The organism is Nostoc sp. LEGE 06077 (assembly GCF_015207705.1).
In the GTDB taxonomy this organism is placed as follows: Bacteria; Cyanobacteriota; Cyanobacteriia; order Cyanobacteriales; family Nostocaceae; genus Nostoc_B.
The window spans coordinates 211,913-234,527 of the sequence record NZ_JADEWI010000002.1; the positions used below are offsets into that span (position 1 = coordinate 211,913).

Annotated in this window: 18 protein-coding genes; 6 read left to right on the forward strand and 12 right to left on the reverse strand. The window is 40.2% G+C overall.

The window, feature by feature from the left end; genetic code table 11:
* Window positions 1–22: 22 nt before the first annotated feature.
* A complete protein-coding gene (locus tag IQ244_RS02305) occupies window positions 23–235 on the forward strand; it encodes a hypothetical protein (RefSeq protein WP_193889450.1) in 213 nt (70 codons plus the stop codon).
* A 25-nt stretch (window positions 236–260) separates the two neighbouring features.
* On the opposite strand, the gene IQ244_RS02310 is transcribed toward IQ244_RS02305, so the two are convergent.
* Complete coding sequence (locus IQ244_RS02310; RefSeq protein ID WP_322746017.1) at window positions 261–1,556, reverse strand: chloride channel protein; 1,296 nt, start codon at window positions 1,554–1,556, stop codon at window positions 261–263.
* A 179-nt stretch (window positions 1,557–1,735) separates the two neighbouring features.
* On the opposite strand from IQ244_RS02310, the gene IQ244_RS02315 reads away from it, so the two are divergent.
* Entirely contained in the window at window positions 1,736–2,398 is a 663-nt protein-coding gene (locus IQ244_RS02315) for a glycosyltransferase family 2 protein (RefSeq protein ID WP_193889451.1), read from the forward strand.
* 35 nt (window positions 2,399–2,433) lie between these two features.
* Here IQ244_RS02315 and IQ244_RS02320 read toward each other — a convergent pair whose 3' ends face one another.
* The 6 genes from IQ244_RS02320 to IQ244_RS02345 form a co-directional block, all read right to left on the reverse strand.
* The gene (locus tag IQ244_RS02320; RefSeq protein WP_193889452.1) at window positions 2,434–3,540 is read right to left on the reverse strand and encodes a methyltransferase domain-containing protein; all 1,107 of its coding nucleotides are present in this window, start codon (window positions 3,538–3,540) and stop codon (window positions 2,434–2,436) included.
* A 205-nt stretch (window positions 3,541–3,745) separates the two neighbouring features.
* On the reverse strand, window positions 3,746–4,384 hold the full coding sequence (locus IQ244_RS02325) for an SAM-dependent methyltransferase (RefSeq protein ID WP_193889453.1): 639 nt from the start codon (window positions 4,382–4,384) through the stop codon (window positions 3,746–3,748).
* Window positions 4,385–4,479: 95 nt separating this feature from the next.
* Entirely contained in the window at window positions 4,480–5,835 is a 1,356-nt protein-coding gene (locus IQ244_RS02330; RefSeq protein ID WP_193889454.1) for an APC family permease, read from the reverse strand.
* Window positions 5,836–5,950: 115 nt separating this feature from the next.
* Entirely contained in the window at window positions 5,951–7,228 is a 1,278-nt protein-coding gene (locus IQ244_RS02335; RefSeq protein WP_193889455.1) for a sensor histidine kinase, read from the reverse strand.
* Window positions 7,229–7,239: 11 nt separating this feature from the next.
* On the reverse strand, window positions 7,240–7,926 hold the full coding sequence (rppA, locus tag IQ244_RS02340; RefSeq protein WP_193889456.1) for a two-component system response regulator RppA: 687 nt from the start codon (window positions 7,924–7,926) through the stop codon (window positions 7,240–7,242).
* 242 nt (window positions 7,927–8,168) lie between these two features.
* Entirely contained in the window at window positions 8,169–8,495 is a 327-nt protein-coding gene (locus IQ244_RS02345) for a YkvA family protein (RefSeq protein ID WP_193889457.1), read from the reverse strand.
* 218 nt (window positions 8,496–8,713) lie between these two features.
* Here IQ244_RS02345 and IQ244_RS02350 point away from each other — a divergent pair, with 218 nt between their 5' ends.
* A complete protein-coding gene (locus tag IQ244_RS02350; protein ID WP_193889458.1) occupies window positions 8,714–10,891 on the forward strand; it encodes an ATP-binding protein in 2,178 nt (725 codons plus the stop codon).
* Between the two features lie 70 nt (window positions 10,892–10,961).
* On the opposite strand, the gene IQ244_RS02355 is transcribed toward IQ244_RS02350, so the two are convergent.
* The gene (locus tag IQ244_RS02355) at window positions 10,962–12,650 is read right to left on the reverse strand and encodes a DUF3352 domain-containing protein (protein WP_193889459.1); all 1,689 of its coding nucleotides are present in this window, start codon (window positions 12,648–12,650) and stop codon (window positions 10,962–10,964) included.
* Window positions 12,651–13,092: 442 nt separating this feature from the next.
* Here IQ244_RS02355 and IQ244_RS02360 point away from each other — a divergent pair, with 442 nt between their 5' ends.
* The gene (locus IQ244_RS02360; protein WP_193889460.1) at window positions 13,093–15,699 is read left to right on the forward strand and encodes a M1 family metallopeptidase; all 2,607 of its coding nucleotides are present in this window, start codon (window positions 13,093–13,095) and stop codon (window positions 15,697–15,699) included.
* A gap of 158 nt (window positions 15,700–15,857) precedes the next feature.
* Here the strand turns inward: IQ244_RS02360 and IQ244_RS02365 are convergent, their stop codons facing one another.
* The 4 genes from IQ244_RS02365 to IQ244_RS02380 all read right to left on the reverse strand — a co-directional run bounded on the left by IQ244_RS02365 (window position 15,858) and on the right by IQ244_RS02380 (window position 20,029).
* Window positions 15,858–16,154: a hypothetical protein gene (locus IQ244_RS02365; RefSeq protein WP_193889461.1), complete on the reverse strand. Its 297-nt coding sequence runs from the start codon at window positions 16,152–16,154 to the stop codon at window positions 15,858–15,860.
* A 773-nt stretch (window positions 16,155–16,927) separates the two neighbouring features.
* The gene (locus IQ244_RS02370) at window positions 16,928–18,040 is read right to left on the reverse strand and encodes a serine/threonine protein kinase (RefSeq protein WP_228058687.1); all 1,113 of its coding nucleotides are present in this window, start codon (window positions 18,038–18,040) and stop codon (window positions 16,928–16,930) included.
* A 66-nt stretch (window positions 18,041–18,106) separates the two neighbouring features.
* A complete protein-coding gene (locus IQ244_RS02375; protein ID WP_193889462.1) occupies window positions 18,107–18,796 on the reverse strand; it encodes a Uma2 family endonuclease in 690 nt (229 codons plus the stop codon).
* A 63-nt stretch (window positions 18,797–18,859) separates the two neighbouring features.
* Window positions 18,860–20,029 carry a cysteine desulfurase family protein gene (locus IQ244_RS02380; RefSeq protein ID WP_193889463.1) on the reverse strand — a complete coding sequence of 390 codons (1,170 nt, stop codon included), beginning with the start codon at window positions 20,027–20,029 and terminating at the stop codon, window positions 18,860–18,862.
* A 216-nt stretch (window positions 20,030–20,245) separates the two neighbouring features.
* Here IQ244_RS02380 and IQ244_RS02385 point away from each other — a divergent pair, with 216 nt between their 5' ends.
* Both IQ244_RS02385 and IQ244_RS02390 read left to right on the forward strand, forming a co-directional pair.
* Window positions 20,246–21,874: a DUF655 domain-containing protein gene (locus IQ244_RS02385; protein WP_193889464.1), complete on the forward strand. Its 1,629-nt coding sequence runs from the start codon at window positions 20,246–20,248 to the stop codon at window positions 21,872–21,874.
* Between the two features lie 302 nt (window positions 21,875–22,176).
* Window positions 22,177–22,422 (forward strand): ChaB family protein, encoded by a 246-nt coding sequence (locus IQ244_RS02390; protein ID WP_193889465.1) that lies wholly within the window; start codon window positions 22,177–22,179, stop codon window positions 22,420–22,422.
* Window positions 22,423–22,615 lie beyond the last annotated feature (193 nt).

The following is a 22,615-nucleotide window of genomic DNA, read 5'->3' on the forward strand; positions in this document are numbered from 1 at the left end:
TAGTTATTCATCTGAGGCTCTGATGACATTTCAACAATTAGCCATAGGTAGCTATTTCCGTCTGCCTGGTGTCAGTTATGCTTGTGTATATCGCAAGGCCAGTCATTCTTATGGCAGTCTAAACGCATCATTACAGACAATACGTCCAACAACAAAAGTGATCCCGCTGAATGCCGCCGCGATCGCTAAATATTTAGAGGCCAAACAAGCATCCCAGAATAAGCTCCAGAAGTAAAGAATTTATTGACTGTTTTTCTGAGTTAATGAATATTTTCTGGTTGAGACTTTAGTTGAGCCGCAATTAAAGGCACTTTAGGCGCTAGGAAAAATCCGACTAAACTAGCAAACAAAATTGGTGTAAAGGGACTGAAGCTAGTCAGTTTCGATAGTAGCAGAGTTGTACTGATTGGTGTACGTGTTACAGCTGCGTTAATTGCCGCCATTGTACAAATCATCGCTAAGGCAGGATTGATTCCAGGAATCAAAACTACCACTGCTTTGCCAATACAAGCACCAGTAAAAAATAAAGGGATAATAAATCCACCGCGCCACCCACCTGTAACTGTCATGCTAATGGCAGCCATTTTACCCAAAGCCAGCGTTAACAAAAAAACACCAGAAAAGTTAGTTGAAAGAACAGTTTCTAACTCTTCGTGACCAAAATAACGGGTCAGGGGTAAGAAAACTGCTAAACTACCAATTCCCAGTCCGGCTATGGTAGTGCGTAAATAAATCGGGACAGGAATGCGATTAAAGGCGCTGTCGCAGGTGCGAAAAATCCACATAAAAATCCATCCAGCGATCGCCCCAATGATCCCAAACAGAATTGCGAAGGCAAAATCATCGATATTTTCCAGGCGATATTGAGGAAAATGCCAAGTTGGAGCAATTCCTAAATGAGTAATTGCCGCAAATACCAGATAACTAGCGCAACTAGAAACAATAGCTGGCATTAAAGCTTCGTAATACTCCACAATATGCTGATGGTGCAAGATTTCTAGGGCAAACATCGCCCCACCCAAAGGTGCGCCAAACAAAGCCGTAAAACCCGCCGCCATCGCCGCTAAACTCATAGATCGCAAGTCTTCACCTTCGAGTTTCAGGCGATCGCCTATCCAAGTACCAAAGGAACCTGTCACCTGTACTAATGGTGCTTCCGGGCCAGCACTACCACCAGCAGCAATACTCGCCAGGGAAGCCAGAATCATCGACGGATTTTTTCGCCCATCCAACCGCCCACCACGAAAATGAATATTATCCACAATCACGGCAATTTCACCAGGATTTCCCAAAAAATGAATCACTAGCCCAATAATTAAACCTGCTAGTGGCATTACAACTAATAAACTTAAACCTTGGAACCTTTGCAACTGGTGAGTTAACAGTTCTAAAACATTCCAGTACAAACCAGCAAATAAACCACTCACTGTCCCCACCACTACCCAACGCAGTACCCATCGAGAAATCATCAAAGGATTACGTCTTGCTAGTCCAAACAGTTGAGTAAATGTCCAGCGTTGGGTTTGATTGTTGGGGGGTGGCTGATTTAATGGCACTGTTGATGTCCTATTGATAAAACCTAAGTTATTGAATAACCATTAATTATCCTGCCTGATTTTTACTATCTTTGCAAAAACCGGGATGTTCCCTTGCATACTATCTACTATCCTGTACAATAATTGCTTTATACCTGCTCACTATTGATGAGCAATTAATTATTTTTGAGCTATTGAATATGAGTAGTGTAATTTTTGACGTAATACCTGACATATCAATTATCCTTTGTACTTACAACCGAGAAAAATATTTAAACCGTTGTATTAATAGTGTGATTGCTCAGATTTATCAAGATTGGGAACTGATTATAGTAGATGATGGCAGTACCGATAACACCTTTGAAATTGTCAATCAATATATTCATATTTTCCCGAATATTCGTTATTTAAAACACCAAAATAAGAAACTTTGGCACGCTAAAAATACTGGTATTCAAGCATCATTTGGCAGATACATCACATTTTTAGATAGCGATGATGCCTATTTACCAGAACATCTGGCTGCACGCATTAAATATATGCAAGAGCATCCAGAAATTGATTTAATTGAAGGTGGATTTGCCACAGACGAAGAGGTTTTTGTCGCAGATTATTTTCAACAAGGTAAAACAATTAATCTCCGAGAATGCGTACTAGGCCCTACATTTTTTGGTAAGAGAGCAGTATTTTTTGAATTGAAAGGCTTTAATAATATTGCTTATGGAGAAGATACAGACTTTTGGAACAGAGCCGAGAAAGCCTTCAAAACTCAAAAAACACCTCACTTGCAAACTTATGTTTACACCAGAGCAGAAACTAGTATCACTAAGAGTGTTTTAGAAGAAATTTCGCAATCTAGCTAAATAATGAATAAAATCAGGTAAAAAATGTGGAAAATTTATTTTTCCGCCACGATACAAGTAGCAACAGGGAAATCAGGATGAAATGCGTCTAATTCTTCGGGTGTAAGTTCTTCTTGGGCTATTCCATGATAACTAGCTATGACACTAATAGGATTACCATAAATATATAATTGATGCTGAGAAAAATTTTTAAACATCCAAGCAAAAGCATCAGGAAGCGGTCGCCAATAGTCCATTGGGGTAGCATGAATTCTGATAGAACTGGGAACCATTGCAAAACATTTACCACCTGGTTTTAACCACTTATATATATTTTCTACTACGATCCAAGGTGCATAACAATGCTCTAAAACATTAAAGATGATCACGGAATCTAAAGAGTTGGCTTCTACAAGGGATACATTATGAACATCTCCAACTATATCTACTCCTGGGCCTGGTTCTATGTTGAGAATTTTATAGGATGTGCCTGAGTTAACTGCATAAAAATCTTTATCTTTTGGCGTTCCTCCTACTTCTAGGATGTTACCGCCAATTTGTGGTTGAACTTCATGCAAAAACTTGCTGAGATAATACCTATCTACTGGTGTACCTCTAGTTAAACCAAATGCTTGACAAATTGGAACTGTTCTTTTTAAATCTCCCCAGTCAATAGTACTTGTTTCAGGCGATAATAAACCAAGCTTTTCTAGTTGATATACTATTTTCTGGAAATCTTCTATGTTTTTAATATCTGCTAAATCTTCTTCCAAGTTAATGTGACAAAATAATTGCTGGAGAATTTGGTAGTTTTTTCGGCTCAATTCACCCAGTTTAAATTGCATTTCTTTTTCAATAAAACTGCGGAAGCCTTTACCAAATATTGTCAAACTCCCATCTGCCAAAAATACGATCGCATCTTCAATCAAGCATTCATATTGATTTATTTCTTGAACAATTTCATCTGAAATAACAGTCAGATGATGTTTTTGAAATATGTGGTAAGCTTTATTTAAATCATGTTCATGCACAAATATTTCAAGTATAGTGAGCCAGGATTTTTTAGGAACAACTTCCGCAGTGCGTTGACTCCAAGCAAAAATTGCATATAATTGCGAATCTACAATTTTCAAAAAAGCGTTAGGTATATATTTTTTAGTCATCAAATTGAATTTTCATAACTGAGTATGACTTAGGCATTATATAGCAGTCCTATTTGATTGTTGAAAAAAGTTAAGTAATGGATGGGCATTGTCCGGTGACTACCGCCAATCCCTGTCCAAAAAAATGTCAGGGTGTAAAGGTTTGGCTGACTTAATATCCAACACCCTTACACCCTAAAACTCTTGATGCTTTAAGTCCTGAGTACTATCGCAAATTAGCTGGTACTTCTTTTGGAACCACCCAATAGTAAACTGTTTTTCCATCTACCTGTAGTGTCTGTTGTGGTTTCCAATCGCCCATATCGAAAGCGTGGGAGACAATTCTTGTGCCAGGTTTGAGTTTTAATAGTTCGGGGCGAAGTCTTTGGTTAACTTCGGGAAGTAGGTACAGTGTGATGACTGTTGCTTCACTCAAATCAGTTTGGAATAAGTCTTGTTGACGAAACTGTACGAGGTCTGTTACTCCCGCTTGTTGAGCATTGGCATTAGCTTCTTGAATGCGTTCGGGATTAATATCTATACCCACGCCTCTTGTACCATATTTTTGCGCCGCAGTAACGACAATTCGGCCATCACCACTACCAAGGTCATAAAGCACATCATTCTTACCTACCTTGGCTACTTGCAACATTGCATCGACTACAGGCTGTGGTGTCGGTACATAGGGAACATCACCTGGGCGTTCTTGGGGTTGAGTTGTAGTAGCGGGTGCTTCAGTTTGACCAGTTAAAACAGGGGGTTGTACTTGTGCTTCTAAGTCTTGTTGTTGGCTGGTACATCCAGCAATTCCTAGACTGGTGACACTAACACCTGTAATGAATAACAGCAAAAGTTTTTTAAACATGAATCTACTCCTAAAGCAAAAATAGGTGAATGTTGAATGAGTTACAGCAATTTCACAAATGAGGGGAAATTCTCTATCAAAAATCCAAAATTGTATTACGTTCTACCTTGGCGGTAACGATTCCACAGCAGCAAGGGAATACCTGCGGCCACAACTAGAAGACCCACAATTGCGCCCACGCCGGTATAAACCAAACTGGAATAAAGTAAATAGCCGCAGACTGCACAAAACAGTAATGGTGTAAAAGGATAAAATGGCACACGGAACGGCCTGGTAATTTGCGGTTCTTGGTGGCGTAGCACTAGCAACGATATCCCTGAAAGTAAAAAGAAAAACCAAAATATTGGGGCGGTATAGTCCACCATTGTTTCAAAGCCTTTGCGGGTGAACGTACCTAACATAACTAGCGCCAGTGCGATCGCAGCTTGCAACAATAAAGCATAACTAGGTGTGCTAGGACGTTGCCGCCAGTGTCCCATAAAACCGAAAATGGCAAAATCCTGGCCTAAAGCGTAATTAGTCCGCGCCCCGGTGAATAAAGTGGCGTTCAGTGCGCCCAAAGTCGAAACCGCAATCAATAAACTGATAAACCAAGCCCCTGGTTCACCCCAAAACACCCGCATTAAATCTGCGGCTACGGCTTGGGAGTTGGACATATTTGCTAACCCCAGTCCCCGCAGATAAGCCAGATTAATTAGCAAGTAAATTACAGTAATTGTACCAATGCTCCAAAGAAGCGATCGCACAATATTCCGTTGGCGATTTTGAATTTCGGCGGAAATATAAGCGGCTTCATTCCAACCACCATAAGACAGCAAGACAAACACCATTGCTAATCCCCAAGTTCCTGTGGTAGTAGATTCCACAGATGTGGCAGCATTGGGGGTAATAGTTAAGCCAATTAATACCACTAGCAACAAACCGAGGACTTTTACCGCAGTGAGTAAGTTTTGCGTCCACTTACCTTGTTGTAAGCCGATAATATTTAAAGCAGTTAATAAAGCGATCGCCATTGCTGCATAAATCGAAGCTGAAAAGTTTCCTAACTGCCAAATTTGCGAAGCGTAGTCACCAAAAACAAATGCCAATAAAGCAATAGAGCCAGTTTGGATAACTGTCATCCGCGCCCAAGCAAATAAAAAGGCAACTTCTCGCCCAAAAGCACGTTTGAGATAATAGTAAACTCCACCCACATCGGGATATGTTGTGGCTAACTCTGCGTAGCACAATGCGCCAACTAAAGAAACCACACCACCGATGAACCAAAATAGCAGTACAGCAAAACTGCTTCCGGCTTGGGTTGCTACTAAAGCAGGAGTTTCAAAAATTCCTGCACCAATGACAATACCAACAATCAACGCGACAGCATCTGATAAAGTCAGTGATGGCTTTGGTGCTGCTTCTGTAGTTGCTAAACCTTCAAGTAATCTGTACTTTTCATTTCTACTCACATTGACTCCTGCTCGGTTATTGAATGTAACGAGCAATGTTATGGAAGAAAATATCAATTACTTTTTATGGTTAAGGATAAATGTGACAGGAAAGTGACAAAATCTGCCTAATTAGCTACATAGGCAATTTAATTTGAAAAACGGAACCCTGACCTAGTTTGCTTTTTACACTGAGATGGCCATTATGTACTTCAATGATTTGTTGAGCGATCGCTAATCCTAATCCAAAGCTATTAGTCGAATTTGTCTGGTGTTGTTCTACTCGATAAAATTGCTCAAAGATATGGGGTAAATCTGTTGCGGCAATCCCCATACCATTGTCTTCTACTTCAATTACTGCCTGATTATATTTAGTCAACAAACGTAACTCTACCAATCCGTCAGCCGGAGTATACTTACAGGCGTTACTCAGCAAATTGATCACAGCCAAACAAATTAACTCGGCATCTACACGCACTATAATTGGAGATTTTGGTAAATCACTCTTGAGATTTAAATGTTTAGCCGCAGTCTTCACAGATGATGAATTTAGTACTTCCTTGAGTAAATCTCTCACATCAACTGCTTTTAAAGATTCTGGAGTTAAACGCCCTGTTCGGCGTGCTAGAAATAGCAGATTTCCAATCAATGTATTCATCGATTTAGCTCCTTCTGCAACTTTTTCTAGACGCAGATGCTTACTTGCACTATCTTCCATTGGTGCGAGTAAGCCAACTTGAGCATTACTCAGAATTGCCGCTAAAGGGGTACGTAATTCATGAGAAGCATGGGCTGTAAATCGTTCGAGTTGTTTATAACTCAGATATATAGGTTGCATTGCTATGCCGCTGAGAAACCATCCAGTTAAACTGGTTATTCCTAAAGCAATGAATACCGTTGATATTAGTAAAAGTAAAAATTTATGGAGTAATTCTTGGATACGATTCATCGGCATTGCCATTTGCAAATAGCCAATTAACTCACCTTGATACTGTACTGGTAAAGTTATTTCGCGTAGCCAAATAACTTGTGAGGAAATACCTGAAAGATTAGTAACTTTTATTGTCTGATATGCAAATATTGGGGTGATTTTTTTGTGAGGAAGCTGACCAAAGTAACGCTTCAAATTACCTTTGGTGTCATACCAACGAGCATAAATAATTTCACTATCTTCGGGTGGCGGATTATTGCCTAAAACTGGTAAATTTTTGAGAAATACTCGTTTCTCTCCTTGATACTCTTTATAGCGCACACTGGATGTAATAACTCTAGCTTTTTTGTAGAGAATTAAATCTATAACTTCTAACTGTTGGATGGATTCTTGATAATAAAGAATCCCGGCAAAAATTATGAGAATACTGCCCATTGAGAGAGTGAACCAACTAGCCAAGTTACGACGGCTACGGTTGAACATGACTCAAAAAGTTAAGCGTTATTTTTCTGATCAGGATTGAGACGATAGCCCATCCCATAAATAGTTTCTAGCCAGTCTGCTGCATCTAGGAACTGTAAACGCTGGCGCAAACGCCTTACTAAGGTTGTTGTGGCGTTACTTTCTGGTTCACTACCCCATTCCCATAAAGCTTGTTCAATTTGATCGCGGCTTAAAACTTGATATGGATGACGCATGAAGTATTCTAATAACTGAAATTCGCGGGTAGATAATTCTACTGTTGCTTGACCTCGTTCTACTGTCAGCGTTGAAATGTGCAATTGTAGATCTGCAAGTTGAAGTTTTTCACCTTGCCAAACAGGCGATCGCCTACCTAACGCCCGCACTCTGGCTAATAATTCAAATAAATCTGTCGGTTTGACTAAATAATCATCTGCACCAGCATCCAAACCTGTAATTTTTTCTCCTGTGGTATCTTTCGCCGTCAACATCAATACAGGTGCAGTTTTCCCCGCTTGGCGATATTGCCGACATAAATCTAAACCACTGATTTCCGGTAGCATCCAGTCTAATATCAATAAGTCATAGTCTCGCTGGGTAATTGCCCATTGAGCGATCGCGCCATTTTCCAAACCATCTACAATATGTCCAGCTTGAGACAATGCTGTTTGTAAGGGTTCTAATTGGGCTGTATCATCTTCTACCAGAAGTATTCGCATTGTTAGCTAGTATCAGTTTTTCCATGCTTGATTGTAGAAAAATTGACTCCGTAAAACTTCTGCCATCAGTGAGATTTTTCCCAAACTAGATCATCAGCCACTGGATAGTAGGGTAGTTAACTTTGTGGCGATCGCTAAATTTGCAATTAACGCCCAGCCTAATTTACTACACCTTTCTATGTTAAAAAAATATCCCCTGTTCGGTTTGACAAACAGAGGATTAATATATTTTTTATAAAAAACTATTTAACTGACACAGCATCAACATCAACGGTTTTTGCACTAGAAGTAGCATCCTCGGAAGTATTGGCGGTATTAGCAGTATTCACAGTTGTGTCTACACCTTTACGAGCTTTCCAACCTTCAAGTACTAATCCAGAAACTTCACTAACTAACAGTGTCATTAGCAGAACATCGTCAATTTGACCAACGATGGGAAAAATATCAGGAACAATATCAATAGGGCTGACAAAATAAACTAGTGTTCCTAAAATTACCCACCAGCGATATTTTGGGTTACGAATTAAATTGCGATACCAAGTGTATACAGCCTCAATTGAAAATTTCATTTTTTAGCCCTCAAGTTACCTTTTATTTTGACAAATGCTGTTGATAATTTCCGGTGGGAATAACCGTCCTAAATTAGTCTGGAAGACGCTACATCAGATCATCCGTAATTAATAAAAATTAATTTTTTCTCTAAATGTTGAGTTCGCTAGTACCTGTGGGAATACTAACTCACGGAGTGTAAATTTTAATCTATCCAATGTTGGAGGATAGAAATTAAATGAGTAGAACTGACTCTCGCAAAGTTAAAGCTTTTCCATTACAGCTGGTGCTGATTATTCCCTTTACCGTGCAAATATTTGGAGCCGTTGGTTTAGTTGGCTATCTGTCATTTAAAAATGGGCGACAAGCAGTCAATGACTTAGCAGATCAGTTAATGAATCGTACTAATACAATAGTACAACAACATCTAGATGCTTATTTATCTATTCCCCACAAGGTAAATCAGATTAATGCCGATGCGATCGCAATGGGATTATTGAATGTACGCGATCGCCAAACTATTGCTAAGTATTTTTGGAAACAAATGCAAGCCTATGACCTCACTTACATTGGTCTAGGATTGACTACAGGTGAGGGATTAGGAGCCGCCCGCTACGATGGCAAAACTGTCACTATTGATGATTGGAGTGCAAAATTACCAAATAATGGTCGCAACTATACGACTAATCAGCAAGGCGATCGCCTCCGCATCAATAATACTTTTGAATACAATAACTTCAAAGAAAATTGGTATACAGAACCAATGAAAGCTGGTAAACCAATTTGGTCGCGCATTTACACCTGGAATTCTCCTAATGGTGCTTATATCACTGCGGCGACAGGCCGTCCAATCTATGACGCAAATCAGCGACTGTTAGGAATGGTTGGTGCAGATATCCATTTGTTGAAGTTGAGTGAATTCTTGCGTCAGTTAGATGTGAGCCATTTTGGACAAGTATTTATTCTCGAACGAGATGGAACATTAATTGCCAACTCTAGCAAGCAAGAAACTTTTGTATTAGTTAAGGATGAAATCAAGCGAATAAAAGCTACAGAAAGCCCAGATTTAGTAGTTAAAAATACTGCTAAACAGATTGAAGCAAAATTCACTGGATTTCAGTCAATTCACAAACCACAAAAACTGCAATTACAGTTTGAGAAAGATACAAATTTTGTCTATGTCACCCCTTGGCATGATCAATATGGACTGGATTGGTTAGTCGTAGTGAGTGTGCCAGAAAAAGCCTTTATGGCAAAGATTATCACTAATACTCAAATTACGGTATTGCTCTGTCTCGGCGCATTAATAATAGCAACTATTATTGGTTATTTAACATCTCGCTGGGTAATACAGCCGATTTTAAGAATAAACCTGGCAAGTCAAGCAATGGCATCGGGTGACTTAGAACAAACCGTCAAAATTAGCCAAATTGAAGAACTTAATACATTAGCTCAATCTTTTAATTACATGGCAGAAGAACTACGTCAATCTTTTACTGCTTTAGAAAATAGTAAAGCCGAATTAGAAGACCGAGTGGAAGAACGTACTGCCGAACTAAAAACAGCATTAAGTGAATTAAAACGCACCCAGGCACAAGTAATTCAAAATGAAAAAATGTCGAGTCTTGGTCAACTAGTAGCAGGAGTTGCCCACGAAATTAATAATCCAGTCAATTTTATTCACGGTAATATTGTTCACCTGAGCGAATACACACAAAATTTAGTCAGCATCCTCAATCTTTACCAAGAACGCCATCCCACTGAAGACCCAGAGATCCAAGCATTAGCGGAAGAAATTGATTTAGAGTTTTTGATTGAAGATTTACAGAAGATTCTGCCTTCGATGACAATGGGAACTGAGCGAATTCGTAATATTGTGCTATCTTTGCGGAATTTTTCTCGGATGGATGAAGCGGATTTTAAAGCAGTTAATATTCATGAAGGCATTGAAAGCACACTATTAATTTTGCAATATCGCCTCAAAGACAAACCAGAATCGCCTGGAATTGAAGTTATTCGTGACTATGGCAATTTACCCGAAGTGGAATGCTACCCAGGACAATTAAATCAAGTTTTGATGAATATTTTGGTGAATGCAATTGATGCTTTGGAAGAGTCAAGTGTCAATAGTCAAAATTCAACAGTGCAGAAACCACAAATTACTATTCGGACTTCAGCTTGTGATAGTCGATGGGTGGAAATTGCGATCGCTGATAATGGACCTGGAATGTCAGAACAAGTCAAAAACCGCATCTTTGACCCTTTCTTTACGACTAAACCTGTGGGGAAAGGTACAGGTATGGGGATGGCGATTAGTTATCAAATTATTAGCGAAAAGCATCATGGCAAGTTAGATTGTTTCTCTACTCCCGGTGAAGGAACTGAGTTTAGAATTCAAATTCCGGTGAAGCAGTAGTGCTAACAAAGTGCTGAGTGTAAATAATTAAGGATTGAGTCAGAGAAAACTCTTTCCCAATCCCTACAACCTAATTCTTACTTGGTTTGAGTGCTAACAAGACTTCTAGTTGACTGGTGGATTTGTCGGGGCTAGTGGCGGTTGCAGCCAAACCCCGAATAGAATTCAGAATGGCACTCGCATCAGGTGGAATCGGCTTACCTTGGGCTGCAAAACGGTTAACTAAGGTAACAGTTTTATCCATATCTAAGTAGAAGTAGCCGCCGTTAGGTTGTTGCAATGAACCTGTGACAGTTTTAAAGGTATTGCTTTGATCGAGAGATGGGCTTTTAGCCGCTGCTAAAGCGTCAGCAACAGGGCCGCCAAGTGCCAAAAACACGGTATCTTGATCCAACCAACCATGTGCTAACAATGCACCTTGCTTGGGTATTTGCCATTCTGTGACATCTTTACCACCAATTTTTCTGGTGGCGATGTTGATTCTTTGGGCTTTGGCTAGGTCGTCAAGTTTTGTAAAGGTGGCTTCTGCGGTTTTGCGATCGCTGGTATCAAACACCAGCGCACCGCCAAAACCCACACTGGCTAACACGCCTTGATTAGAGGGAATCGCCCCAACGCCAAATTCTCCATCCATCCAGCCAAAAATCTCTTTATCTAAGTCAATATTGGCTAATTTTAATTGACTGCGGACTTGTTGCAAGGTTTGTTGAACTTCTGGATAGTCTTTTGACTGTTCTACGAGTGTTTGCCAACCGCGACTGATACCATTACCACTGATGAGCGCAAAGGTATCACCAGGAAATTGCGCCAATATTTTAGCTGGTGTATTTTGATACTGAAATTTGTTTAGTTGGGGATCTAAGTTAGCGATCGCTTTCACCCGCACTCCCGTATCATCTATACCAACACCTGCCACCATTGATTTTACCTGTTTCAACTGTGACAAGGTTTGTGGCGGTAGTGCTTTACCCTGATTGCTGGCTGCTGCCAATTGCTCTACCATGCCTGCGTAGTCTGGCACATAAATTTGCGCCAGGGTATTTTGCAAATTTACACTCTTGCTGAGAAGAGTATTCGCCCCTTCTTTACTAGCAAAGGAAGGTTGCCCTTTGAAAGTATCAATTGCTTTTTCTACAGATTGTTTTTCGGGAGCTAATAGCAAATAACTATTATTTACAACTACGTTATATGTTGGTCTTTCATTTTCTATAGTTTCGGTAATTTTTTCACCTTTATATTCATATTCTTTACTTTTTACACCTTTTTGAGTTTTTAATTTATTGGCAAAATTCAAAGCAGTAAGTTTATCCTTGATCCCTACCACCATTAAAATGTTTGTTTCTTGTTGTAATTTCGTTGAGGGATTGGCTTCCTTACTGGGAATTGGGAACTGAGCCGGTTTAATTTTGCTGGGAGGTAAGACGGCAAACATCACACCACCAACCCAAGGCTTGATATCTTTTTCATAAGAAATATCACTGCCTTTAAACATATCTTTGTTCAAGTCTTCTAGACTTTTGGTGAGCAGCTTTTGAGCTTCTGGTGTGCCGAACTGCTGTAATTTTGACCAAGCTTGGGCATCAGTAGAAATATATGTAGCCATTAATGCTGATGCGGGAACTAATTTAGCACTACCTAAAGCACCGGAAATATCTCCAGCAGGCCCTTTAAAAAGATAAGTGTAAACTGCTACACCTCCCACCACGGCGACAACTGCACCAATAGCGGGAATTAAAAACTTCGATTTACGTTCAGGCATTGTTACTGTCCTCTTTTCCTCAGATTTTTACTGAGGTTAGTAAAAACGTCATTGTTGAGTTCGCGGAATTATGGATAAATTTCACTAAGTATTCGGTTTATACTGATAAAATTAGTGAATCTACACATAGATTTGGCAAAAAACTCCAAAAAAATACTTCAAAGAAATGAGAGGCAAATCCGTAAATGCTAGGTTATTCATCTTGAGAGATAGCTTGTGGGAAAGAGGCAGGCTATCCTAAGCTAATAAGAAAATTTGCCGAGTATTTGTACTCAAGGAAAAACCATCAACAATATCCCCGCAGAAGATTCATAAGAATCTCCCCAACTATTGCAGCGATCGCATATTTTCTATCCGCTGTTTGGATGAGCAAACATAACCGATAGCATTATTCTCGTAAACTTACTTAGATTTTTTAGGATTACAAGGTCAGTCAGCATCAATGACACATTCCTATTTTGATACAGAAAATAACGGACACAAATCTTTTGAGTTACCAGGAGCCAGACCACACTATAATCCAGATCGCCCTGGACAGGTAGAGCATATTTTTCTCGACTTGCACTTAGATATCCCCAAGCAAAGTTATCACGGTAGTTGTAGCATTCGTCTGTTACCGATTCGCACTGGAATTGACCGTTTGATACTAGATGCAGTCAATTTAAATATCCAGTCTGTGCAAGTAGATGAGGTGGCGCAAAAATTTGACTATGATGGCGAACAGCTGGCGATTAAGCTTGACCAACCCACAGAACTGGGTAAAAGAATTTTGATTGCGATCGCCTATTCAGCCGAAAAACCCCAACGCGGTATCTACTTTATCCAACCAGACAAACACTATCCCCACAAACCCACTCAAGTCTGGACTCAAGGGGAAGATGAAGATTCACGCTTTTGGTTTCCCTGCTTTGACTATCCCGGACAACTCTCAACATCGGAAATTCGGGTACGTGTCCCTAAAGCATTAGTCGCCATTTCCAACGGTGAATTAATTGATACCGCTGAGGAAGGCTCAGAAAAAATTTATCATTGGTCACAACAGCAAGTTCATCCCACCTATTTGATGACTCTGGCTGTGGGTGACTTTGCCGAAATTCGAGATGAGTGGAAAGGTAAACCAGTTACCTACTACGTCGAAAAAGACCGGGAAGCCGATGCTAAACGCAGTATGGGTAAAACTCCCCGCATGGTCGAATTTTTGAGTGAAAAATATGGTTATCCATATCCTTTTCCCAAATATGCTCAAGTTTGCGTTGATGACTTCATCTTTGGCGGAATGGAAAATACTTCCACCACCTTATTAACAGATCGTTGTCTATTAGATGAACGCGCCGCTTACGATAACCGCAACACCGAAAGTTTAGTTGTTCACGAACTAGCGCATCAGTGGTTTGGTGATTTGCTGGTAATTAAACATTGGTCTCATGCTTGGATCAAAGAAGGTATGGCTTCTTACTCCGAAGTTATGTGGACAGAACAGGAATATAGTGCCGAAGAAGCAGCATATTATCGTTTATTAGAAGCACGGAGTTATTTAAGCGAAGATAGCAGCCGCTACCGTCGCCCAATGGTAACTCATGTTTACCGCGAAGCCATTGAACTCTATGACCGTCACATCTACGAAAAAGGGTCTTGTGTTTATCACATGATTCGGGCGGAATTAGGAGAAGAATTATTTTGGCACGCCATTCAAACATTTGTGCAAGATAATGCCCATAAAACTGTGGAAACAGTAGACTTACTCCGCGCCATTGACAAAGCAACAGGAAGGAATTTAGCCTTCCTCTTCGACCAGTACGTTTATCGTGGCGGTCATCCCGATTTTAAAGTGGCTTACTCTTGGGATGGCGATGCAAATTTAGCCAAGGTCACAGTTACCCAAACCCAAGCCGATAACAATAGCAGTAAAAATTTATTTGACCTGAAAATCCCCATCGGTTTCGGCTACGTTCAAAAAGATTCCACAGAAAAACTCAGCACTTTCACCGTCCGAGTCCACGAACACGAACAAAGCTTCTACTTCCCACTGTCAGCCAAACCAGATTTTATTAGCTTTGATGTTGGCAATCATTTCTTGAAAACTGTAACTTTAGAATATCCCCTTCCAGAGTTAAAAGCACAGTTAGAATTTGACCCTGACCCCCTTTCCCGCATTTATGCAGCTGAGGCTTTAGCGAAAAAAGGTGGTTTGGAAGCGACCAAAGCACTATCAGCTTCATTGAAAAAGGAAGCATTTTGGGGTGTGCGGGTAGAAGTAGCGAAACAACTAGTAGAAGTCAAATTAGATCAAGCTTTTGATGGGTTAGTTACGGGATTAAAAGATAAAAGTCCTTATGTGCGCCGTGCTGTAGTGAATGCACTGGCGACAATTAAAACTCATGACAGCTATAAGGCTGTGAAAAAGGTTATACAAGAAGGCGATCGCAGTTACTATGTAGAAGCCGCCGCCGCCCGCGCCATTGGGGCGATATCTGCGACGGGCTTCGCCTCCGCCGCTGCTAATCTGGATGAAAAGCCCAAGGAAGAAAAAGTCATCAAGCTGCTGAAGTCGGTTTTAGAAGAGAAAGCAGGCTGGAATGAAGTTGTCCGCAGTGGCGCAGTTGGCGGTTTAGCGGAACTCAAAACTTCCGAAGCTGCTGTAAATTTGTTGCTGGAATACACCAAACAGGGAGTTCCCCAAGCATTACGTTTAGCAGCAATTCGAGCTTTAGGTAAAATTTCCGTCGGTCAAACACCAGTAAACCTGGAACGGATTTTAGACAAATTAGCCGAACTCGCCAAAGAAACCTTTTTCTTAACCCAAATGGCGGTAGTTGCAGCCTTGGGACAAATGGAAACACCGAAAGCGATTGGAGTTTTGCGATCGCTTTCTGAACAAACCCCCGATGGACGGGTGCGTCGCTATGCTGACGAAGAAATTGCCAATGTTCAGAAGCATTTAGGTTCAGCAACTGCATTGCGTCAATTGCGCGAAGAACTCGACCAACTCAAAAAACAAAACCAAGAACTCAAAAGTCGCTTAGAAAATTTGGAGGCAAAATCTAAGTAGAAATTATTTAGCGAAGATCAGCTGATGTGCATTCAACTTGCACATTCTCTAGTGGAGACATTAATTACCCAATTGCGATCGCTCGGCGTTGAACCAGAAGTTTGATCGGCTGCAACATCACCCCGACTGTGGAAAAAAGTCGGGGTGATTGTAGTTAGTTATGCAACTAAAATGTGACGGATTAAAATACTCATTACTTGATCAGGGTTTTCGGTTGGGATGAGTGGACTCCAATCTCCCACCTCTGCATAACTGATCGCCTGCAAATAATGTATTGTACTGGTGACAGCTTTAGGCGAACCAATCAACAAATGTTTAATGGGTTCTCTGTTGAGTAATGGCTGTTGATTAGATGCTTTGGGAGTGGGTGCTTCAAAATTTTCCCTTCTCAAATATTGTTCTGGTGATGTTTGAGCAGAATTTTGATCATCACCGAATTTATGTTCTTGTGCCATGATAATAATCGACTCCTATTTAGGTGTTGGAAGAAAGGCGATTGCAGACTTTGACAGGACGGCGATCGCCTTTCTCATGCTCTTTATGTTAAAGTATAATTTTATACGTGTCAACCACTTGTTTAAATATTCTTGCAACTAATTAAATCTGGTTAAATTGCATTTTATATAAGGTATTGGAACAAGGATGAGAAAAATTTTCAGGGTTTATTGAGTGTATTAAAATGAAAAGCATATTCAGCAATTTCAGGTAGGTAGTGATGTTGATGAATATCTCATCTACGCCACTGCCAAATTCAGTTAAAGTGTGTTTTGGGTAAACACATATCTTTCACCTAGCCCCGACGAATGGAATTCGCGGCTATAAAAACGTAGACGCGCAAGCGGCTTCCCTCAGGGTAGTCCGCCTGCGCGGACTAACTTAAAATCAAGGGTTTTGAACCCGCGTAGGCGGGTTTTGTCCGTGTAGCCGCGACTTCAGTCGCTGGGTGCAAAATGTGACTAAACTTAATTGAGTAATAACATCACAACTTTGTGTCCTAAGGACAGAATGTTTAATAGATAATGCTGTTGATGAGCGATCGCACTGATTTGTAGTGTTTGCAAAGCGAATCGTAGAGAAGAGAAGAATTTAGAATATAGCTTGGGTGAAACAAAGTGAAACCCGACCTATTTGCCATTTTGTAATCCTTGTCCTGCTATCCAGGGCATGAATACCTCTTGGTAAGGAAAATTACTGCGAGATTGGAATGATGACGAAAGTTTAGCTAATTCTACGGAGTTTTACTAGATGGCGGACTGGGCAATGTTGAGGGAGGAGGCAGAGAAGGTTTGAAAATTGTATACCAAGCAGCCATAGCTCCAATACCTGCGAGTAAAGTTCCAATGGCAGTAATAGCAACCCAATCAATTGTTACTTGAGATTTAGGTGGTTTTGTTGTTTCTGTCTTGCTCCCAGTTAATCCCAAATAATTAAGCCATTCTTGCATAGACTGTTGCCGCTGCTTGGGATCTAGTTGCATTCCTGCTAAGATTGCGTCATTGGTGTTTTTGGTAATCTGAGGATTATATTCTTTTGGAGATACTAAATGTTCACCATCTACTTTACGCTTTACCGCACCAATAGGTATTCTCCCTGTCAGAAGTTTATACAGAGTAGCTGCGAGTGAATAAATATCGCTATAAGCGTGTGTTGTATTACCTCTAGCATAAAGTTCTGGTGGTGTAAATCCTTCAGATGTTTCTTGAGTTCGGCTTGTAGTTAAGATGTGGTCAAAATTTAAAGCTAGACCAAAATCAATCAACACTGCTTCTAAATTTCCATCTCGCTTTCGCAGTAAGATATTTCCCGGATGTACATCCCGATGAATCAACCCTTTGTTATGTACCTCCATCAGTGCTTCGCCAATTTGCTGAATGTAGCGCAGTGCGTCTGGTTCCGAAAGTATTGATGGACGGAGATTAGCTAAACTATCTTCACCGATATATTCCATTACCAAACAAGGATACTCCCCTTCTCTAAAGAGTTCCGTAATCTGCACAATATGGTTATGTTTACACCCTCGAAGTTTTAAAGCTTCATCGTAAAACATATTCTCCAGTCGTGCGCGTTCGTCTTGACTGAGGGATTGAAGCAAGTCATCATTTAAGGTTTTAATAACTAAGCGATCGCTATTCCTGTTTTTTACCAAATAGGTAATACCAAAACGTCCCTTTCCTAACTCCCTGTCAATGGTGTATTTTCCACCTTGCAATTGATCACCTGCTACCCAAGCCATCTTTGCAACTCCCCAAATACATGGATTAATTTTGACATAAGAGTCTTGACAAGCTGTGTTAGCTTCGATGAAGAATGCGATCGCCTCTTTTTCCGTTCGATTGCTCAACTAAAAAACAACCACTAACCCTGTAAAGGTTGCGATCGCTCGGTGTTGAACCAGAAGTTTAATCCACTAAATAGAATTGGGATCTATGCCTAATTCTTGCAGTTTTGCCGCCAAGCGATCGCCTCGTTGTTTTTCTTGTTCGGCGCGTTGTGTCTGTTGATATGCTAATTCTTCTGGTGTAGGAACTAATTCACCTTCAGCCTTAAAAAAGCGTAATTTATCTTGAGCAATTCCTAAATACAACTCTAGTTGCTGACTCCATAACCAACCTTGAGCATTAGGTTCTAATGGTTGATACTTACCACCTACCAAAACAAACCCAGCAAATTCTAAATTATTGGGGTCAAACCAAAAGTATTCCGGCGTGCGAAAGGTGTTTTGATAAATTTCTTTTTTTAAGCCTCTATCTGTTGCGGCGGTAGAATCTGAGAGCAGTTCAATAATCACGTTAGGATATTTACCATCTTCTTGCCAAACAACCCAACTTTTGCGCGGTTGGCGTTCTGTCCCCAACACGAAAAAAAAATCAGAGCCACGAAAATATTCTGACTTGCGTTGACGCGGACTGTAGTAAATTGTAATGTTGCCAGAGACATAAAAATCATTGCGGTTGCTCCACCACAATTCTAGACACTGAATTAGCAGTGTCATTTGCAGTCGATGTAAGTCACTTTCCAAAGGTGGCTCGTCGCTATATAAATCCCCTGGGGGAAATATAACATCTTCTGGGGTTTCTAAATCTGGGGCAACAGACATGACTACAACTATCTCATTGCTATCAGTTTAGCGTAGCAATGCAATGTCATACCTGATCCTAAATCAGCGTGTGGCTAAGGTAAAATCTGCGGTGAGTCGTTGTAAAATTTGCTTCAACACCATCGCCGTCCAATCGATGTCTGCTGCGGTGGTATCGCGCCCTAATGTAATGCGAATTCCCCCCAATGCGGCTTTTTGAGAATAACCCATAGCTAAAAGTATCGGACTGGGGCTGAGTTTACCGCTATGACAAGCAGCACCAGCACTAATCCCAATACCTGCTAAATTTAATTGTCGCACCAAGGTTTTACCGCTGAGTTTTTCGCCGTCGGCGTATTCCAGACAGAAACTTGCATGATGCGGTAAGCGATGGATGCGATCGCCTGTGGGAATTAAACTGGAGACATCTGCTAACAAAGCAAATAAGCGATCGCGTAAATCAATTAACCTTGGTGTTTCTGTGGCTAGTTCTTGGGCGGCTAATTCAGCGGCGACACCAAACCCAGCAATAATTGGGACAGCTTGGGTACCCGAACGCATCCCCATTTCTTGCCCACCACCTGTCAATAGTGGTTTTAATTTTACACTAGGACGAATATACAAGGCTCCTGCACCTTGCGGCCCATAGATTTTATGGCTAGAAATGCTGAGTAAATCAACTGGTAATGTCTGCACATCAATGGGTAAACGTCCAGCAACTTGTACTGCATCGGTGTGGAAAATAGCGCCATGCGATCGCGCAATATTGCCTAATTCGCTAATTGGCTGAACTGTCCCGACTTCACTTTGTCCGTAAATTATCGATACCAATACGGTGTTATGGCGCAATGCAGCTTTTAAATCTAGGGGGTTAATTCTTCCTTGGTTATCCACTCCCAAACTTGTGACTTCCCAACCCCACATTTCTAGCAACTTCGCCGTTTCGGAAATGGCGGAATGTTCCACACTAGAAATAATGATGTGTTGTGGTACAGGATATAACCTAGCAACACCAATAATGGCCAAATTATCGGCTTCCGTACCACCAGCCGTAAAAATAATTGATTCGGGATGAGTAGCGTTAATTAAGTCTGCAACTTGAACTCTGGCTTGTTCGACAACTATGGCCGCCCGTTGTCCCCACTCATGCAAACTAGAAGGATTACCCCACTGTTGCGTGAGGACTGCTTGCATTGCTGCGATCGCTTCTGGGCGAGTTGGAGTAGTGGCACTGTAATCTAAATATATTTGCATATCACAACACTTGAGCAGAAAGAGGCGGACAATGGGCTACCTACTATTTTCACCATAGACAGTTGTTTAATTAAATCTTGAGAAAATATGAATTAATGTGCATCAATAGGAGGATTTTTTAAATTACCGATCAAGTTCTTTACCTCTTTTAATTGGTGTACTTCATTTGGGGAACTATAACTATGTTCACTACCAACTCACTTTTAGCAGATTACCGTGCAAATTTTTCGTAACCCCAGGTATTTTTTGCTATTTGCCTTAATATTTGTGATTACTGCTTGTCAACAAGCTAAATTATCCCATAAACGGTTATCACCTTTACCACAAGATCCATTAGTTCAAGTCTATTTAAATCAGTCTGAATCTTCAGAATATCAAGAATCTTATCGTCAGCAAACTCGACTGGGAGATGACTTAGAAAAAATTATTGCCGATACTATTTCTCAAGCTAAATCTACAGTAGATGTAGCGGTGCAAGAATTACGCTTACCCAAGGTTGCCCAAGCATTAGTCAACAGACAAAAAGCTGGGGTAAAAGTTAGATTAATTTTAGAAAATACTTATAGTCGTCCTTGGAGTAGCTTGACACCAGATGAAATCAAAAAACTAGCACCGAGAGAACAGTTAAGATACAAAGAATTTCAACAGTTTCTCGATTTAAATAAAGATAAAAAAATCAGCCAAGAAGAAGTTAATCAAAGAGACGCATTATTAATTATCCAAAACGCCAAAATTCCCTGGATAGATGACAAAGCTGATGGTTCCGCTGGTAGTAGTTTAATGCACCACAAATTTGTGATTGTGGATAATCGCATTGTCATTGTAACTTCGGCTAATTTTACACCCAGCGATACTTTTGGTGATTTCACGAATATCAAAAGTTTAGGTAATGCGAATAATTTGCTAAAAATTGACAGCCCAGAATTAGCAAATGTGTTTACTCAAGAGTTTAATATTATGTGGGGTGATGGCCCTGGAGGTAAGCCAGATAGCTTATTTGGCTTGAAAAAACCATTACGTTCTCCCAAACAAATTACTGTTGGTGATAGTAAAATTACAGTTCAGTTTTCTCCAGCTTCTCCTACGCAACCTTGGAGTCAAACCAGTAATGGTTTAATCGGGGAAAATTTAAATTCTGCTACCAATTCAATAGATTTGGCATTATTTGTATTTTCTGAACAGCAGCTTGCCAATATCTTAGAACAACGTCATCAACAAAGTGTAGATATTAAGGCTTTGATTGATGCTCAATTCGCCTATCGTTTTTACAGCGAAGCGTTGGATATGATGGGAGTTGCTTTGAGTAATAAGTGTAAGTATGAAATTGATAATAAACCTTGGAACAATCCTATTACTAGTGTTGGTGTACCTGTATTAGCTAAGGGTGATTTATTACATCATAAATTTGCTGTGATTGATAACCAAATCATCATCACAGGTTCACACAATTGGTCAGATGCTGCTAATAATAGTAACGATGAAACATTATTAGTTATTGAAAATCCCACAGTTGCGGCTCATTATGTTCGGGAATTTGCCCGTCTTTATGCCAAAGCTCAACTTGGTTTACCATCAGAAATCCAAGCAAAGATCTCAGCAGAAACTCAAAAATGCCCTAAGATAACTGCACAAAATTCTATTCAAAATCAAACAATTCAAAAAATCAACCTCAACACAGCCAGTCTAGAAGAATTAGCAACTCTTCCTGGTGTGGGTAAGAAGTTAGCACAGAAGATAATTATGGCGCGTCAACAACAAAAATTTACATCCCTCCAAGATTTAGATCAGATTCCTGGCGTGAGTGCAAAGATGCTAGATAAATGGCGTGATTATGTGAGCTTGTAATATATTTACTTGACTTTTTATTGATTATTTGTGCTTGCTTCATTTCCCAATAAAATCTTAGGACTGACGCAAATGTCATATTTTTTCGTTCTTCCTCAACCCTCGCCTTGGCAAGAGGAGGGCGTGCGACAACGCAGGCAGGCATAGTATGATCCCAATGGTGAGGCGATCGCTTTTTTCTAAAAAAGAAATGTTTCTGTTGACTTATTTATATTGATTATCTAATTCTGCTGAAAGTTAGAGGAACTTATATTCATAAATTTTCTAGTATGTACCCAGGTCAAGGTAACTGGAGTTAGTTTATGCCTTATAACAAAATAGAAGAATTACCCCAAGATATTCAAGACAAACTTCCTCAACACGCCCAGCAAATTTTCTTTGCTGCTTTCAACGCTTCCCAAAGTGATGGTTTGAGTGAAGAAGGTGCTACTACTGTTGCTTGGAATAGTGTGAGAAACGAATACACACAAGGTCAAAATGGCGAATGGCACAGAAAATCCGAAGATACAGCAGTCCACAACAAAGCAGTTACTTCTGGTGGTAATTAAGTTAGGAAAATCAGGCTGGCAGCAGAAAATTTAAGTTGAAAAAACTTTCAACGAAAATGTTATTTATTCCAGCCTTGTTAGAGGAATTTAATGGGAATTTAACTTCAGCAAAAGGCGGTTTGTAATTAATGCAAACCGCCTTTTGCTTTTAAATATTTGGAAAAAATTATCATATTTTGAGTCAATAGAGGGA

What these genes read in the sequence shown, in the direction of transcription:
- IQ244_RS02320 (WP_193889452.1), bottom strand. Translation starts at nt 3,540, where the DNA reads ATGACTAAAAAATATATACCTAACGCTTTTTTGAAAATTGTAGATTCG.
- IQ244_RS02305 (WP_193889450.1), top strand. Translation starts at nt 23, where the DNA reads ATGACATTTCAACAATTAGCCATAGGTAGCTATTTCCGTCTGCCTGGT.
- IQ244_RS02350 (WP_193889458.1), top strand. Translation starts at nt 8,714, where the DNA reads ATGAGTAGAACTGACTCTCGCAAAGTTAAAGCTTTTCCATTACAGCTG.
- IQ244_RS02380 (WP_193889463.1), bottom strand. Translation starts at nt 20,029, where the DNA reads ATGCAAATATATTTAGATTACAGTGCCACTACTCCAACTCGCCCAGAA.
- IQ244_RS02360 (WP_193889460.1), top strand. Translation starts at nt 13,093, where the DNA reads ATGACACATTCCTATTTTGATACAGAAAATAACGGACACAAATCTTTT.
- IQ244_RS02355 (WP_193889459.1), bottom strand. Translation starts at nt 12,650, where the DNA reads ATGCCTGAACGTAAATCGAAGTTTTTAATTCCCGCTATTGGTGCAGTT.
- IQ244_RS02345 (WP_193889457.1), bottom strand. Translation starts at nt 8,495, where the DNA reads ATGAAATTTTCAATTGAGGCTGTATACACTTGGTATCGCAATTTAATT.
- IQ244_RS02315 (WP_193889451.1), top strand. Translation starts at nt 1,736, where the DNA reads ATGAGTAGTGTAATTTTTGACGTAATACCTGACATATCAATTATCCTT.
- IQ244_RS02390 (WP_193889465.1), top strand. Translation starts at nt 22,177, where the DNA reads ATGCCTTATAACAAAATAGAAGAATTACCCCAAGATATTCAAGACAAA.
- rppA (WP_193889456.1), bottom strand. Translation starts at nt 7,926, where the DNA reads ATGCGAATACTTCTGGTAGAAGATGATACAGCCCAATTAGAACCCTTA.
- IQ244_RS02335 (WP_193889455.1), bottom strand. Translation starts at nt 7,228, where the DNA reads ATGTTCAACCGTAGCCGTCGTAACTTGGCTAGTTGGTTCACTCTCTCA.
- IQ244_RS02325 (WP_193889453.1), bottom strand. Translation starts at nt 4,384, where the DNA reads ATGTTTAAAAAACTTTTGCTGTTATTCATTACAGGTGTTAGTGTCACC.
- IQ244_RS02365 (WP_193889461.1), bottom strand. Translation starts at nt 16,154, where the DNA reads ATGGCACAAGAACATAAATTCGGTGATGATCAAAATTCTGCTCAAACA.
- IQ244_RS02375 (WP_193889462.1), bottom strand. Translation starts at nt 18,796, where the DNA reads ATGTCTGTTGCCCCAGATTTAGAAACCCCAGAAGATGTTATATTTCCC.